Here is a 16,462-nt window from a genome sequence, read left to right on the forward strand (position 1 = left end):
GTTAATGATACAAATATACCCATAAATGTTATTATTTTTTTGTATTTTGTGTTCATAAAGTTGCTCCTTTCTTTCTTATATTACGTTTTTTAGATACATATTTTTATAACGATGCATTTTTATATATACTATTATTACATAAAAATAACGTTTTTGTTTATAAAAAATGTAAAAATTTGGTATTTATATTATTTTATGCAATAAAAAAACAAAGTTTTGAGGCTTTGTTTTAATTTAAATAATAATGTATATTATTATTGTCAATATAAGAATCTAAAGTTTATGTTATATTTTTTATTTCCTTTATTAATTAGTTTTTTTATCTTGTAAGAAATAATATAAAGTAGAATATAACTATTACTAGAACAATTCCTTTAATTATTAATTTTATTTTATTTTTCATATTTACTCCCTTATTTGTCAATAAAAACTATTTTATATTTATTTAAGTCATATACATTTCCAAAAAAACTTTTTAGCATAGTTTCTGCATTTTTTCTTGCGTTATCATATAGACCGTTTTGTATTGCTTGTGTTTGTGCTTCACTTTGTAATTTTTTCAGTGCTTGGTTATTTTCGCTTAAGGTAATTTTATTAAATATGCTTTCTTCTTCATGGTAGACTTTGAAAGAATCTAAATCTATTTCGCTGGATAAAATTTTAACCTCAGGTAATTTTACTTCTATTGTATCTCCCTTAATATTCCATTGTATCTGGCTAAAATCGTATCCTGCTTTTATTGTAATGTTATAGCTGTATATGTATTTACTTTGAGTAAAAGGAATTTTATTTCCAAATAATTCTCTTGAGGAATCTGTCACGTTTATTTGTGTACAATATGCAGATTGTGTTGCAAATTCTCCAATATTTTCAAATCCTATTTTTGTTGTTTTGCTATCTGTAATAAAAGTATCTTTTATTCCTATTGCTATAAAGCCGGATGCAATAGCAACGATAATTAGTATTATAATTTTTTGCATTAATGGATTTTTTAATATTTTTAAAAGTTTATTATTTTTCTTTTCTTTTTTATTATTCTTTTCCATAAATAAAAATTCTCCGTGTTAATTTCTATAAACATTATACAATAAAAGTTATATTTTTTTACATAAATTGACAAGGAATAGCTTATGTAATTTTATAGGATATGGTTTAAACCATATCCTATTTTTTTAATTTGTTTCATTTTCGTTTTTTAGATTTTCTATATCTTCTTTAAAACTTTGTAACTTTTCATTTGCTCTTTCCATATCTTCTTCCCATATTTCATTACCTATATCTATATAAAGATTATCTATATCACTTTTTAAATCTAACCATTCATCATATATATCTGAACTTGTATCTGACCACATATCATATTCTTTTGATGCCATATGATACCATTTTTCATATGATACTTTGTCATAGGCATCTTCTAACACTCCATCATAATATGTATCATACATATTTTTTAAAACTCCATTATCAATTTCTTCATATACGTCATCAGCTGCATCTTCATATATAATTTCATATAACTGTTCAAGTTTTTCGTATTTTTCATCACTTGATAAATTTGAATTGACGATACTTTGAGTGTAAGAAAGGCTGTTTTCTCTAAGTCTTATATTTAATTGTTTTTGTGTGTTAGATATGTTTATGTAAAATTCTTGTACTTTTTCTCTGTTTTTACTGTATTTTCCATATGTATTTATTTCATTCTTTAAAGTCTCAAAGTCGTTGTTTAGCTTTGTAATAGTATCGTTAATATCATTATTCACTTTTTCTTTTAGTTCTTCAGAGGTATCTATTTTTTCAACCCAATTTAAATTGCTTGAATTTGTAGTGTTAGATATTTGAGTATTACAGCCCGTTAATGTTAATATTAATAATAATATTAGTATGTATACAATATATTTTACCTTTTTCATAATTATTTCTCCTTTACTTCTTTTATCATTGTATCTTTTAGATTTAAAATATATTCCTTATATGATATGGGAAGGGGAATATTGGGAAGAATTGGAAAGTTATTTGAGTTTATCCATTCTATAAATTTTATTTCCTTTTTTAATTCTTTTATTTCTTTTTTCATTTCCTCCTTTCTTTTTTTGAGGTAAGCATTTTGCTTATTTGGGGTGAGGATTAGTATTTCCTTTATTTCTTTAATTTCAAAATTCATTTCTTTTAATATTAATATTTTCCATATTTGCTCTAAATCTTTTTTTTGATATAAACGGTGATTATCTTTTGTTCTATGAAGATTTGTTAAGCCTTCATTATCATAGTACTGTAATGTCCGAATACTTACTCCCGCAATTTTACTTACTTCTTTTATTTTTTTCATTAAAGTTCTCCTTTCCCCGTATCCCTAGCATACTGTATGACGTTTTCGTCATAGCAATACCCTAATTACGGTTGTAATTAATATTTGTTCATAAAAGAGCTTGTAAAATTCGCGAGGAAAGTTTATGCATAAAAGAGCTTGTAAAATTCGCGAGGAAAGTTTGTTCATAAAAGGGTTTGTAAAATTCGCGAGAAAGTTTGTCCATAAAATGAATTGTAAAATTCGCGTGATAGTTTAAATTATTTTTTATAAAGGTGTAAAAAATGCAAAAAAAAAAGAGATAACTTTTGTTATCTCTTTTTAAAAGGAGAGGTTTGATTATTGATATTTCTTTTTAATTGCGGTTGTTAGAACTGTTATTGAAAAACCGCTTACAATCATTAATAATACATAAGGCATACTTTTTGTATCAAATCAATTTATTTAAATTATTAAACTTATTTGTCTGATTTTTTTTATTTTATATATTAATCATTACAAATATGAACTATGTATTAATTATAACATTATTATCACAAAATGTATTATTTTTGTAATTTTTATTATACATATTTTCATATCTAAAAAGAATTTCAAAATTTTATTTCATAAGACATTTAAAGAAAAGACAATCCAAAATATCAATAAAATAATAGGAGGAAAGTAAAAAAATATGAAGAAATTACTTGGATTTGTATTATCAATAATGATGTTAATAAGTATGTTACCCACTGTTACAGCAGCAGAACAAAAAAATATTACTTCACCTGAAGTAACACATAAAGCTACAAATTTAGATAGTAATTATATTTCAGAAGTAACAATGACTGTTCCTGCTGAAGAATATAGACAGACAATGGATATTGTGTTCGTATTAGATGGTTCAACCAGCAGCGATGCTTCTGATTTAGCAAATGATGCAGCCAATATGTTAAATAATCTAACAAAGATATCTAATATTGACGTAAATGCAGGATTAGTAATATTTGGCGGAAGTAATCCAATTTTGTATTCAAGTGATAGTATGGAAAATATTAGTGATGAGAGTGTTCTCAATAATTTAATGGAAAAAATGACCGATAAAAGTTACAATGGACAAACTGGACGTTCAGGAAGTAATCTTCAAGCCGGTATAGAAAAAGCACGTTCATTACTAAAATCTGGTGTTGCAGAATCGGATAATAAGTATCTTGTTTTGCTTACAGACGGCGGTGCACGTATGTGGGTTAATGATAATGGACAAGCTTTGGCACAACTACCATATCTGAACAACTGGAATACCAATGAAGATTTTATAGCACGTTATATAAATGGAAAGCTTAACCTTAGAACTTTTGGAGAAATAATTAATGATGCAAACTCAGGAAAAGATATAGGTAAATATTCAATTACAGAAGATAAAAAATCAGATAAAAATTATCTCGTTAGTAATTTAGAACCTGGAATGGATGTAAATACATCTATGGATTATTATTCAAATTTAGAGTCTGCAACTTATTTTGCCGGTCAGTCAATAATTGAAATGAAAGAAAATAATGAAGCTAATGTTATATGGGTAGATTATCCATATAATAAAGGAACAAAATTTGGTGATTATACAGAGTCTTTCAAGTCCTGGATGGCTGATAAAGGTTATGTTACTCGTTATGATAGTGATAGTATTTCAGACCCATTTGCTGAAGTTAATGATACATTAATATATTATATGGGAAAAGGTTCAAAAGTAGAAAATATTATTGGTTATGGCAGTGATAATTATGGTAACTCATATGACTTTGATATGGTTAACCTTGATAACTTAAAACTAACTATTGGAACGAAGACTTTAACAACAACAAAGATTAGCGATAATAAATATGCTTTTGGACAAAAAGATAATGATGGAAATTATCCATTTGAATTAATCTATTATCCAAATGGAAAAAATGATAATGGTAAAGATAGTTTTGATCTTTTAATTAATACAAATGTAAAAATGGATGATTTTGTAAAATTACATTATAATGTAAAACTAACAAATCCACAGACAATTAATGGTACATATGGGGTTTATGATGAAGACGGCAGTGAATCTTTGGATGCATTAAAAGTAAGTAAAGAAGCCACATTATATCCTATCAATTCACAAGGAGAAGAGGAGGATTCTGTTCCATTTTCTCTTCCAACGGTTTCTTATACTGTAGATAATAAATCACAGACTGTTTCTGTGAATATTGCATCAATGACAGTTTATACAGGCGGAAAAGGCTATGAAGGTGTTGTAATGGATCAGCAAGGATATGTAGCAGCATCTAATAAAAACACTCTTCCAGAACCTGGATATACTATTGATTTACCGGAAAATGTTGATAAATGGCTTAAAGAACAGCTTGGTGTAAGTGATGATACGACATTGGATATTTCAAAATATTTGACATTTACCTATAATGACGGAAAAGAAACTCGTAAATGGAGTATTGAAAAATATGATCAACATAAAGGAAACAGCAGCCAGGTAAATGGACGTTACCTATATCGCTTAGTTTCTTCTAAGGGGCAAGATCCAATTCGTCTTGAGTTCCGAGATGAAGATGGAAATATAATGATTAGTGATGATTTTACAGTTGACCAGGATACTCCGAATAAAACTTATACTATGTCTATTTATGCAGGGGCATTAAATCAGGGATTAGTTAAAGCTGAAATTAAACTTCCAAATTCAGATTCAAGTTACAGCTTTGATATAAATGTTGTTAGTGCTGAACTTAAAATTAGAGGTGTAGTATCTGATGAAGAAAATCCTACTACTGAAATTGTTACGGGAGAAGAACCGAAAGAAGCCGTAAGTGAAGTAACAGCACAGGTACCTAGTGAAACTAAATATTATTATAAAGGTTCAGATAATCAGGTTTCGAGTATCGAAGTTGCAGATTCGAGTGCAGTGAACCTCCTTGTTGATGATGTTATTCCAAGTGCAACTTCTACTTTGGAAGAAGCATCATTAGAAGAATTTGATGTACTTCCTGATAATTATAATATTGAAATGAAATATCTTGATTTGGTATATACAAATAATTCAAATGCTGTAGTTGGTGCAAATGAACCTATTACAATTTACTGGCCTTATCCTGAAGGAACGGATGAAAATACTGAATTCTTTATTGTTCATTATAAAGGTTTAGACCGTAATGATAATGAAGCTTTAACCGATAATTATGAAATGGAACTGTTCAGTGAAAATCAAAAAAATGAAAAATATAAGTTAACAAATACTGATAATGGAATTCAAATTACTGTGGATTCATTCTCTCCTTTTGCTTTAATTTGGGAAGATACAAGCGCATCAGGTACAAAAACAGATAATACATCATCTTCAAATTCGTCTTCTTTAAATACACCAAATACTGAAGATAAAAATATGGTTGGAGCATGGATATTACTGTTTGCAGTTTCTTTCACGGCAGTGACAGTATGTGTTAGAAAAGAAAAAGTAAATAAATAAGTTTTAATATTATTAATAAAAATAGTACCGTAGTTTTATTTATCGGTACTATTTTTATTTTATAGAAAAATAAAAATTATATTAATTTAAATATAGAAAAAATAAGAATCATTGCTTAATTTACATTGTCATTTTTAATTTTTTTATTTTTTCTTGTATCTGTTTTATTTCTTCATCGTTTAACTCGCTTAAATGCTCCAGCTTATCCATAAATACAGTTATGGTATATTCTTCCCTTCTTTGAATTACTTCTAAATAATGGCTCACTATGACCCCTGAAAGCATAGCTATCATTAAAGCTTGATATAGAGTAATATATACCGTTAAAAGTTTGCTTATTGTTGTTGTAACAACAATATCCCCAAAACCTATTGTCGATGAAGACACAAAAGTATACCATAAAGCATCTCCATATGATGATACCCCAGGTTCTTTTATCATTATTATAAATGCTACCATAAAAATACTTAAAATAAATCCTATGGTTATCTTTTCACCGTTACATCTTCTTACTATAGACCAAAAAAGTCTTGCTTTTTTCATATATAAAACCTCTTTTTTATATATCATAACATAAAATAAAAAAAGAAGAGAAATCTCTTCTTTTTTATAATAATAAAATATAAATAATTATTCAAAACCTTTGTCTATATCATTAAATAATTCATCGTTAAAGAAGTCTCTTATGCTTATTTCAAAAAAATCACATAAGATTTTAATTGTCTTTATTCCCGGGTTTTTACATTTTCCATCGAACATACTGTAAAGAGTAGTAGGAGGAATACCTGCCATGTTTGCAAGTGAATTTATGGAATATCCGCTTTCTTCACATAGCGTCATTATTTTTTTATTTATAGCTTCTCTAAGTTGCATTTTATTCACCTCCATTTATTAATATTACATAAATTAAATTTAGCCAAAATCAAATTTCTTTTCTTATATTTTACATGATTTTATTAAATATAAAAAGTAACCTATGGCGACTTTATGTTGACTTTTTTAAAAAAATATTATAATATAAGGTAAACAATCTTCAGGGTTGGGTGAAATTCCCTACCGGCAGTTATAGTCTGCGAGCGAAAGCTGAAAAGGTGAAATTCCTTTACCGACGGTAAAGTCCGGATGAGAGAGGATACATAAAGTATTTTTTTTAGTAATTTCCTGAAGGGCGATTACTATTTTTTTATGTATACCTTAAATTTTAAGGAGGTATAAAAAAAATGAAAGACACTAGAAGACTTGTAACAGTTTCAATGCTTATTGCATTGTCAATCGTATTAATGCTTTTAGTACGATTCCCAATTATGCCATCGGCTGCATGGCTTGAATACGAACCAATGGATGTTCCACTTCTTATTATAGGTTTAATGTTCGGACCTGTAACAGGAATAATATCCGTTATAATTTCAAGTTGTATACAAGCACTAACAGTAAGTGCTATGAATGGTTGGGTAGGTGCATTAATGCACATAATCTCAAGCAGCGCACTTGTAGGTGTTGCAGGATTTGTATACAGCAAAAACAAAACAAGAAAAGGTGCTGTATTAGGGCTTGTTCTTGGAGCTTTAGCAATGGTTCTTGTTATGATTCCGGCAAACTTGGTTATTACAACTAATTTCTACGGTATGCCATTAGAAGCCGTAAAAGCTTCACTTCCTGTTGCGGTAATACCTTTTAATATTTTAAAAGCCGGTATTAACTGTATAATAACTTTTATTGTATATAAACCTATCAGTAACTTTATAAAAACAAGACCTGATAGTGCAAGAGTAAATACAACAAAATAGAAATAATAATAAAATCTTTACTTAATGAATCCATTTAGCCTCTCAAAACGAGAGGCTTTAATTTTTTTCATATAAAAAAGCCCCTTATAAAGGGGCATTCGTTCTTAATAATTATTCTGCTTCTTCGGCTAGCTCTTTTAGTTTATCCTCATAAGCTTCCAAAACTTTGTTTTGCATTTCGACTCTTGTTTCAAGGTTTATCGGATGTGCAATATCTTTGAATTCACCATTAGGCATTTTTCTACTAGGCATAGCAATAAATACCCCATTGTCTCCTTCAATTATTTTGATGTCATGAATTACGAATTGATCATCAAAAGTAACAGATACGATCGCTTTCATCTTTCCTTCGTCATATGTCTTTCTTACCCTAATGTCTGTGATTTGCATTTGTCTTTCCTCCCTTTATTCTGTTAAATATATTATACATTATAAATTTAAGAATTGCAATAACGATTACATACCTATGAATAAAGGATTTCATAATTTTTCAACATGATGTTTTTACTTTAAATATTTGCCGATTTTTTTAATATAATTATAATATAAATAAATATTGTAAAAATCATTGAAAGATAGTAAAATATATTAAGTATATAATAAGCATATAATGAAATAAATAAGTGTTAAAGTTTATATAAAAACAATACGGCGGTGAAAAAATGAATATAGATTTAGAAAATATAAAAAAGATATATTTTATTGGAATAGGCGGAACCAGTATGTCTGGTCTTGCTTTAATGTCAAAAATAAACGGTAAAGAAGTTTTAGGTTCAGATATGAGACCTTGTGTTTATACCGAAAAATTAGAAAAGAACGGAATTAAAGTTATTATAGGACATAATAAAGAAAATATAACCGACGATATAGATTTAATAGTTTATTCTGCTGCAATCAGAGAAAATAATCCTGAAAGAGTTGAGGGAAAAAATAAAGGTATTCTTGAAATAGAACGTTCAATTTTCCTTGGACTTATAAGTAAATATTATAAAAAAACCGTAGCTGTAAGCGGAACTCATGGAAAAACAACAACATCTTCCCTTATGTCTTTGGTATTTTTAAATGCAAATCTTGATCCTTCAATTTCAATAGGAGGAACTTTAAGAAAAATAAACGGAAACTCAAGAGTTGGGGACAGCGACTATTTTGTAATAGAAGCATGTGAATTCGTAGACAGTTTCCTTCATTCAAGACATTTTGTAGGAACAATACAAAATATTGAAAGAGATCATCTTGATTACTTTACAGGTGGTATAGAACAAATAAAAGAATCATTTAAAAAGTTTGCAAAAATTACTCCAAAAGACGGTTTACTTGTTGTAAACGGAGATGATAAAAACGTTCTTGATATTTTAGACGGACTTGAATGTAAAATAGTTAAAGTTGGTCTTTCAGAAAATAATGACTTTGTTGCTAAAAATATAACATATAACGAACTTGGAAAACCAAGATTTGATGTATATAAAAACGGTGAATTTTATTATCACTTTGAACTTAATATACCGGGAGAACACAACGTACTTAATGCTTTAAGCGTTGTTGCAGTTTCAGATTTCTTTATGATTGACAAAAAAATTGTAAATGACAGTTTTAAAGAATTTATGGGTGCAAAAAGAAGATTTGAAAAAAGAGGAGTTGTAAACAATATTACTGTAATAGAAGATTATGCTCATCATCCAACAGAACTTAAAGTTACTATTGATGCTTGTAAAAATTATGAACATAAAAAATTATTCGTAATATTCCAACCTCATACTTATTCAAGAACATTCCTTTTATTTGATGAGTTTGTAGATGCAATGAAAGGTGCAGACGAGCTTATATTAAACGATATTTACTCAGACAGAGAAGATAACGAATGGAATATATATTCTGAAGACATAGCCGAAAAAGTAGTTGAAAAATACGGCATACCTTCAAGAGTAATAAGTGAATTTTCAGATATAAGAGATTATATTGTAGAAAATGCTAAGCCGGGGGATTTTGTTCTTGTTGCCGGAAGCCAATCAATAAATCAAGTTGCTTACGATATAGTTGATAAATTAAAAGAAATATATGAATAAAAAAGACCGAGATTTCTCGGTCTTTTATAATATATAGCAAAGAATCGGAATTGTGATAAAGGAACATACGGTTGTTATAAATACTCCTTTTGATGCAAGAGCAGCGTTTCCTTCATATTTACCTGCAAACATTACGGTTATGTTTCCAACAGGCATTGCCATTACTATTATGGTAAGCCCTAAAATTAATGGATTTGTAATAACATGTTTTAAAATAAACATTGCAGCTAATGGAATTAATATTTGTTTTATTATTGTATAAGGATATAATTTATATTCGTTAAATATTTCTTTTACAGGAATTCTTGCTAATGAACAGCCTATTAAAATCATTGCAAGAGGACTTGTTATACTCCCTACCATTTCAAAAGTTGAGCTTAAGAAAGAGGGAATATTTATAGAAAATATAAAAATAATTATTGCAAGAACGCTTGATATCATTCCCGGGTTTATGACTTTTTTGAAATCAAATTTTGTTTTTTCTTTACTATCCATATTAAATAGATAAATTCCGAGGCTGTAAACAAATATGCCGAATACCATATTAAAAAGGCTACATAGAAATACGGCACTTTCTCCGAATATTGTTTTTGTTACGGGATATCCCATAAATCCAATATTAGAAAATATTGTCATAAACATATAAAGTCCGAAATTTTCTTTTTCTATTTTTAATATTTTATTTAATAATATTGCTATAAAAGGAAGTATTAAATACATTAAAAAAGCAATAAGTAAAATAAGAAAAACAGTGCTTTTATTATATGATATTTCACCAGTTGTTACGGATGATAGGATCAAACACGGGGTTGTTACATTTAAAATCAGTATATTTAACTTACTTGATACATGTTTATCCATATACCCTATTTTTTCTAAGATATATCCTAAAGTCATTACCAAAAACAAAACAATCATTTGTGTTATTATATTGCTTAAATCCATTATGCTCCTTTCTTTTTACCACATTAAACTGCTTAGTATTTCAAATTCTTTTTGAGAATAAGTTTCTTTTTTCTCTTTGTAAGGGAAATTTTTTTCAAATTCTATAAAGTCATTTTCGTTTATATTAAAATCTTCACTTTCAACAAATCTAAAATCTTTTACATCACTAAGATAATCTTTTTCAAGTTCTAAAGCCAAAAGAGGAACGGCGTTTTTACCATCTTCGGTTTTTATATCAAATTTTAAAGCAAGGGTAAAACCGAACCTATGGTATAAAAGAGGATTTCCATATATTATAATTGCTTTATATCCCATTTCTTTTGCTTTTTTTATTGAATAATTTATTAAATCACTGCCTATTCCTTTGTGTTTATATTCAGGTATTATGCTAACAGGACCAAAAGTAAGTACATCTTTATGTTTATTTTCTTTTATTAATTTAGCATTTGAATATCCTATATGCCCTATTAATTGTTCATCTTTTTTAACTACAAAAGAAAGCTCTTTTATATAATCATCGCTTTTATGAAGTTTATTAAGCACATAATGTTCTACACATCCTTTTGTATAAACATTAAAAAATGCTTCCCTTGTTAAAAATTCAGTATTTTTATAATCTTCTTTGGTTTCTTTTCTAATAATATAATCTTTATTCATATTTATTCTCCTTTTATATTTAATTTAAAAATTGATACTAATAAAGGACACTAAAATAAAGATAACAAAGTTATCTTTATTAAATATACAAATATATTACATTACCGGTAACAAAAAGACACCACCTTTATTTTTATAAATTTAACACCTATATAATAACATATTTACAGGTATAAATTTAAAATAATAAAATTTAAAAAATAAATATTTTATTATTATTATATTGTATTAAAAAACTAATTTTGGTATAATCTTGTGATATTACAATAAATTTTTATTTTTTACTTATTTTTCTATATATTTTGGCAAATAAGAAAGTTATTTGTTTTATTGTTATTTTCATTTGGAGGTGTGATATGGAAAGTATCAATACCGCTAATCCTCTTGGGTATGAAAAAATTCCAAAACTCTTAAAAGGTTTTGCAATTCCAAGTATAATAGCGATGATTGTTAGTTCTCTTTATAACATTGTTGACCAAATTTTCATAGGTCAAGGTGTTGGTTATCTGGGTAATGCCGCAACGAACGTTGCATATCCTTTAACAACTATCTGCCTTGCAATAGCTCTTTTAATAGGAGTCGGAGGAGCTTCAAGATTTTCTCTTCGTCTTGGTGCAGGAGAAAAAGAAAAGGCCGCAAAAGTTGTTGGTAGTGCAATTTCAATGATGTTTGTTTTCGGTATACTTTATGCATTTTTAATTGAAATATTTTTAGTTATTTTGCTTAAAGCTTTTGGTGCTACAACACAAGTAATGCCTTATGCCATATCTTATACAAGAATAACTGCTCTTGGTATGCCGCTTCTTGTTGTAATAAATGGTATGAGCAATCTTGCAAGAGCAGATGGAAGTCCTAAATATTCAATGATGTGTATGCTTGCAGGTGCTATTGTAAACACAATTTTAGACCCTATATTCATTTTTGTATTTAATATGGGAGTTGCAGGTGCGGCAATTGCTACAGTAATAGGCCAAGTATTCTCTTTTGTTATGGCAATATTATATATAAAAAATTTCAAGCACGTACATTTAACAAGAGATTGTTTTGGGCTTCATTTTAAAGAATGCGTTAAAATTGCTTCTCTTGGTATGAGTAACAGTTTAAACCAAGTGGCGATTACTTTTGTACAAATAGTTTTAAATAATTCCCTTACATTTTACGGTGCGAGATCAATATATGGAATGGAAATTCCTCTTGCTGCCTGCGGTATAGTAATGAAAACAAACGCAATTTTACTTGCAGTAATCATAGGAATTTCTCAAGGAACTCAACCTATAGTAGGTTTTAATTATGGGGCAGAAAAATACGACAGAGTAATAAGCGTTTATAAACTTGCAATACTTTGTAATCTTGTAGTATCTTTTATAGGTTTTATAGCCTTTCAATTTTTCCCAAATCAAATTATTTCAATATTCGGTTCGGGAGATGCCCTTTACTATGAATTTGCGGTTAAGTTTATGAGAACATTTTTATTTATGGTTGTATTAAATGGTGTTCAGCTTATATCATCAAATTTCTTTGCTGCTATAGGAAAACCTATAAAAGGGCTTATATTATCAATGACAAGACAGGTAATATTCCTTATTCCTTTAATAATAATTCTTCCTTTATTCTTTGGACTTAACGGTATACTTTTTGCTGCTCCCGTTGCGGATTTTATTGCTTTTATAACAACAACTGCAGTTGTATCTAAAGAATTAAAAATAATAAAGAATAAGGAAATTAAACTTAGTACAAATTAAAAAGAAAGACTTTTATGTCTTTCTTTTTTATATGATTGATTATTATATTTTTATAATAATATTTTACTGTTTAAAATTATTTCTTTTTATATTATTTCTTTTAAAATATCTTCTACTTCTTTTTTTGATAATACTTTTCCTTGTGATACAACTTGTTCATTTATAACAAGGGCAGGTGTAGACATTACGCCGTAATTTGAAATTTCAACAAAGTCTTTAACATGTAAAACATTCATATCTATGTTAAGTTCTTCTAAAGCTTTTAAAACATTATTTTCAAGATTAATACAGTTCTTACATCCAGAGCCTAATATTTTAATTTGCCCATTTGTTTTTTCTTCATTATTATCATTATTTTCACATTTACAAGTACTGCATCCACATGATTTTTTTAATATTTTCATTTTTCTCTCCTTTAATTTTTATATTAAAAATCCTTGCATATAGTTAAATATATAGCCTATTAAAATAATTCCAAAAGTACAAATTGATATAAACAATATAAGAAGTTTTGGTTTAACGGCTTTTTTAAGCATTATTATTGAAGGTAGGCTTAGTGTTGTAACTGCCATCATAAAAGAAAGAATTGTTCCAAGAAGTGCTCCTTTTGATAAAAGTGCTTCTGCTATTGGAATTGTTCCGAATATATCTGCATACATAGGTACTCCTACCAAAGTTGCAAGAATTACACCAAAAGGATTGTCGCTTCCAAGTATGCCGGTTATTATATCTTCAGGTATCCAGTTATGAATTATTGCCCCTATTCCAACACCTATTAATATATAAGGAAATACTTTCTTAAATGTAGATGTCATTTGATTTTTTGCAAACATTATTCTTTGTTTTTTCGAGCGGTTAGGAATTTTTACGTTGATGCTTTTTGCATTTTTAATAAAATCTTCAACGTATTCTTCCATGTGCATTTTTTCAATTATGCTTCCTCCAATAACTGCAAGAATAAGTCCTATAATTACATAAAAAATTGCAACTTTATAACCGAAAATGCTCATAAGCAAAACCAAACTTCCAAGGTCTACCATTGGAGATGATATTAAAAAAGAAAATGTAACTCCAAGAGGAAGTCCTGCTGATGTAAAGCCCATAAATAAAGGTATTGAAGAGCATGAGCAGAAAGGAGTAACGGTTCCAAGTAAGGCAGAAATTATATTTGCTCTTATTCCCTTAAATTTTCCGAGTATTTTTTTACTTCTTTCAGGTGGGAAATAGCTTTGAATGTATGAAATAATAAAAATTAAAGTACAAAGTAGTATAGTTATTTTTATAACGTCATAAATAAAAAACTGAAGGCTTCCACCCATTCTTCCATTTAAATTAATTCCAAAAAGAATAAGAAAGTTTCCTATTAATGAATTTAACCATTTCATTGAAAGAATTTGATTTTGAATAAATAATAATACTGACTGAATCATATTAATTCTCCTTATAATTTTTTCATATCAAAAAATTTTGATATGTTGCTTAAAATAAAAGTCATCTTTTAGATGACTATTTACAGCAATTCGTAGTGTTTTCATTTTCCATTGTTATTTCTCTAAGTCTTTTTATTGCATGTTCACTTCCTAGTTTACTTAATTTGTAATGTGTCCATTTACCATCTTGTCTGCTTTGAACAATGCCTGATTCACATAATATTTTCATATGATATGAAAGAGAAGACTGCCCTATATCCATTTTATCTATTAAAACACAAGCACATTTCTCTCCGTTTTTTAATAAATCTATTATTTTTAATCTTTTTTCATCGCATAATGCTTTAAAAATTTTTACATCTTTTGAATAGTCTTCCATATTATTACCTCATATCAAAATATTTTGATATGAGTATAATATAATTTTTTTTATATACTGTCAATAGATATATCAATTTTTTTTGATATGTATATATTATTTTATGTTTAATTAAGGATAAAAAGTATAAAATTTCTAAAATTAGAAAAAATATATATGAAAATATTATAAAGGAGATAGTAATGAAAGCGACAGGTATTGTAAGAAGAATTGACGATTTGGGTAGAGTTGTAATACCGAAAGAAATAAGAAGAACTTTAAGAATAAGAGAAGGAGATCCTTTGGAAATATATACAGATAACAGCGGAGAAGTAATACTAAAAAAATATTCCATGGTAGGAGAACTCTCAAGCTTTGCTCAGGAATATGTAGACAGTCTATTTTTAAGTGCAAAAATAACAAGCGTAATTTGTGACAGAGAAAATATAGTTGCAGCTTCAACGGGAGACAAAAAAGAGCTTATGGATAAAAAAATAAGCAAAGATTTAGATAAGATAATTTCAAAAAGACAGCTTGTTACTTCTTTAAACGGAGAAGTGGATATAGTAAAGGACAAAAAAAACGAACATAAATATGAAGTTATCTCCCCTATTGTTGCAAACGGAGATCCAATAGGAGCCATAGTACTTTTAAGTAAAGACAAAAATATTTCCGTTGAACAGGCAAGTCTGCTTGCAAAAACAGGTTCAATATTTTTAGGAAAACAAATGGAGCAATAAAAAAGAACACTACTGTGTTCTTTTTTTATTTTTTCTCGCTTAAAAACAGTCCCGATAAAACCAGTATTGTTCCTATAATCATAACAGGAGTTATAGGTTCGTTTATTATTATAAACGAGGCAATAATTGTTATTACCGGTGTAATATAAATGTAAGCACTGGTTTTTACCGTCCCCAAGATTTTTATTGATATATTCCAAGTTACAAAGCAAAGTGCACAGGCACAAAGTCCTAAAAATAAAATATTAAATATTAATACTTTAGAATTAAATAACGTTAAATCAAAGGTAAAATCAAAAAACGGAAGCATTAATATCATAAATATCAGTCCGTAAAAAAACATTCTTCTGGTTGAAGCAATCATATTGTATCCAAAAGTTGATATTTTTCTGCTTAAAAGAGAATAAAAAGCCCATATTAAAGCTGCAATAATAGCAAGTATATCTCCTATAGGATATACTTTTACTCCGCTCATATCTTTAATGCTTATTAAAATAATTCCGGTCATTGCTATAATAAAGCCGTAAAAAAAGTTTTTATTTAGTTTTTCTTTTAATATAATCCAAGAAAGCATTCCCGTAAAAAACGGAGCTATGGAAACAAGAACACCTATGTTTGAAGCATTGGAATAAGTAAGGGCCATGTTTTCCAAAAGATAATATAAGCTTACTCCCGTAAGACCTGCAAAGATAAAATATATTTCTTCTTTTCTATCCTTAAGTTTTAGTTTTTTTGGATACATAAGAAATAAAAATAATAAACCTAAAGTAAATCTATAGAATAAAATTTCCATAGGGGTAAAAGTTCTTAAAAGTATTTTGGTTGATACAAATGTTGTCGACCATATCATTATTGTAAATATTGCAAGAAGATGTCCTAATTTTTTATTATTTTCCATTGTTAAAGCCTTTCTTTATTTATGCGTTTAATATTCTACATTAATTTATTTCT

Annotated in this window: 17 protein-coding genes and 1 riboswitch; of the genes, 5 read left to right on the forward strand and 12 right to left on the reverse strand. The window is 27.8% G+C overall.

Translation table 11 applies throughout. From position 1 onward, the window contains the following. Nucleotides 1-413: 413 nt before the first annotated feature. From FGQ49_RS07415 to FGQ49_RS07425, 3 genes are all read right to left on the reverse strand, one after another. Nucleotides 414-1,046 (reverse strand): DUF4230 domain-containing protein, encoded by a 633-nt coding sequence (locus FGQ49_RS07415; protein ID WP_138269236.1) that lies wholly within the window; start codon nt 1,044-1,046, stop codon nt 414-416. A 126-nt stretch (nt 1,047-1,172) separates the two neighbouring features. After that, entirely contained in the window at nt 1,173-1,913 is a 741-nt protein-coding gene (locus tag FGQ49_RS07420; RefSeq protein WP_138269237.1) for an ABC transporter permease, read from the reverse strand. Nucleotides 1,914-1,915: 2 nt separating this feature from the next. Further along, nucleotides 1,916-2,329, reverse strand: coding sequence for a MerR family transcriptional regulator (locus tag FGQ49_RS07425; protein ID WP_138269238.1), 414 nt, complete (start codon nt 2,327-2,329; stop codon nt 1,916-1,918). A 652-nt stretch (nt 2,330-2,981) separates the two neighbouring features. Between FGQ49_RS07425 and FGQ49_RS07430 the strand changes: the two genes are divergently transcribed. Further along, nucleotides 2,982-5,789, forward strand: a complete 2,808-nt coding sequence (locus tag FGQ49_RS07430; RefSeq protein ID WP_138269239.1) for a vWA domain-containing protein — start codon at nt 2,982-2,984, stop codon at nt 5,787-5,789. Nucleotides 5,790-5,909: 120 nt separating this feature from the next. Here FGQ49_RS07430 and FGQ49_RS07435 read toward each other — a convergent pair whose 3' ends face one another. Then, nucleotides 5,910-6,413 (reverse strand): potassium channel family protein, encoded by a 504-nt coding sequence (locus FGQ49_RS07435; RefSeq protein ID WP_347559332.1) that lies wholly within the window; start codon nt 6,411-6,413, stop codon nt 5,910-5,912. A gap of 6 nt (nt 6,414-6,419) precedes the next feature. Continuing rightward, nucleotides 6,420-6,662, reverse strand: a complete 243-nt coding sequence (locus tag FGQ49_RS07440) for a helix-turn-helix domain-containing protein (RefSeq protein ID WP_243112235.1) — start codon at nt 6,660-6,662, stop codon at nt 6,420-6,422. Nucleotides 6,663-6,814: 152 nt separating this feature from the next. Further along, nucleotides 6,815-6,927, forward strand: a riboswitch (FMN riboswitch). A gap of 82 nt (nt 6,928-7,009) precedes the next feature. Here FGQ49_RS07440 and FGQ49_RS07445 point away from each other — a divergent pair. Beyond that, the gene (locus FGQ49_RS07445) at nt 7,010-7,576 is read left to right on the forward strand and encodes an ECF transporter S component (protein WP_138269242.1); all 567 of its coding nucleotides are present in this window, start codon (nt 7,010-7,012) and stop codon (nt 7,574-7,576) included. A 111-nt stretch (nt 7,577-7,687) separates the two neighbouring features. Here the strand turns inward: FGQ49_RS07445 and spoVG are convergent, their stop codons facing one another. After that, nucleotides 7,688-7,966, reverse strand: a complete 279-nt coding sequence (gene spoVG / locus FGQ49_RS07450; protein ID WP_138269243.1) for a septation regulator SpoVG — start codon at nt 7,964-7,966, stop codon at nt 7,688-7,690. A gap of 272 nt (nt 7,967-8,238) precedes the next feature. Here spoVG and murC point away from each other — a divergent pair, with 272 nt between their 5' ends. Continuing rightward, a complete protein-coding gene (murC, locus tag FGQ49_RS07455; protein WP_138269244.1) occupies nt 8,239-9,639 on the forward strand; it encodes a UDP-N-acetylmuramate--L-alanine ligase in 1,401 nt (466 codons plus the stop codon). Between the two features lie 24 nt (nt 9,640-9,663). Here murC and FGQ49_RS07460 read toward each other — a convergent pair whose 3' ends face one another. Together FGQ49_RS07460 and FGQ49_RS07465 are read right to left on the reverse strand one after the other, a co-directional pair. Beyond that, nucleotides 9,664-10,584 carry an AEC family transporter gene (locus FGQ49_RS07460; protein ID WP_138269245.1) on the reverse strand — a complete coding sequence of 307 codons (921 nt, stop codon included), beginning with the start codon at nt 10,582-10,584 and terminating at the stop codon, nt 9,664-9,666. A 15-nt stretch (nt 10,585-10,599) separates the two neighbouring features. Beyond that, on the reverse strand, nt 10,600-11,241 hold the full coding sequence (locus FGQ49_RS07465; RefSeq protein ID WP_138269246.1) for a GNAT family N-acetyltransferase: 642 nt from the start codon (nt 11,239-11,241) through the stop codon (nt 10,600-10,602). A 356-nt stretch (nt 11,242-11,597) separates the two neighbouring features. On the opposite strand from FGQ49_RS07465, the gene FGQ49_RS07470 reads away from it, so the two are divergent. Next, entirely contained in the window at nt 11,598-12,983 is a 1,386-nt protein-coding gene (locus FGQ49_RS07470; RefSeq protein WP_138269247.1) for an MATE family efflux transporter, read from the forward strand. 86 nt (nt 12,984-13,069) lie between these two features. Here the strand turns inward: FGQ49_RS07470 and FGQ49_RS07475 are convergent, their stop codons facing one another. The 3 genes from FGQ49_RS07475 to FGQ49_RS07485 form a co-directional block, all read right to left on the reverse strand. Continuing rightward, complete coding sequence (locus FGQ49_RS07475) at nt 13,070-13,387, reverse strand: thioredoxin family protein (protein ID WP_138269248.1); 318 nt, start codon at nt 13,385-13,387, stop codon at nt 13,070-13,072. Nucleotides 13,388-13,405: 18 nt separating this feature from the next. Beyond that, a complete protein-coding gene (locus FGQ49_RS07480; RefSeq protein WP_207734421.1) occupies nt 13,406-14,413 on the reverse strand; it encodes a permease in 1,008 nt (335 codons plus the stop codon). A gap of 76 nt (nt 14,414-14,489) precedes the next feature. After that, nucleotides 14,490-14,792: an ArsR/SmtB family transcription factor gene (locus FGQ49_RS07485; protein ID WP_138269250.1), complete on the reverse strand. Its 303-nt coding sequence runs from the start codon at nt 14,790-14,792 to the stop codon at nt 14,490-14,492. A gap of 182 nt (nt 14,793-14,974) precedes the next feature. Here FGQ49_RS07485 and FGQ49_RS07490 point away from each other — a divergent pair, with 182 nt between their 5' ends. Further along, the gene (locus FGQ49_RS07490) at nt 14,975-15,511 is read left to right on the forward strand and encodes a stage V sporulation T C-terminal domain-containing protein (protein WP_138269251.1); all 537 of its coding nucleotides are present in this window, start codon (nt 14,975-14,977) and stop codon (nt 15,509-15,511) included. Nucleotides 15,512-15,536: 25 nt separating this feature from the next. On the opposite strand, the gene FGQ49_RS07495 is transcribed toward FGQ49_RS07490, so the two are convergent. Further along, nucleotides 15,537-16,409 carry a DMT family transporter gene (locus FGQ49_RS07495; RefSeq protein ID WP_138269252.1) on the reverse strand — a complete coding sequence of 291 codons (873 nt, stop codon included), beginning with the start codon at nt 16,407-16,409 and terminating at the stop codon, nt 15,537-15,539. Nucleotides 16,410-16,462 lie beyond the last annotated feature (53 nt).

Source organism: Anaerofustis stercorihominis (assembly GCF_005844425.1).
GTDB classification, from domain to species: domain Bacteria; phylum Bacillota; class Clostridia; order Eubacteriales; family Anaerofustaceae; genus Anaerofustis; species Anaerofustis butyriciformans.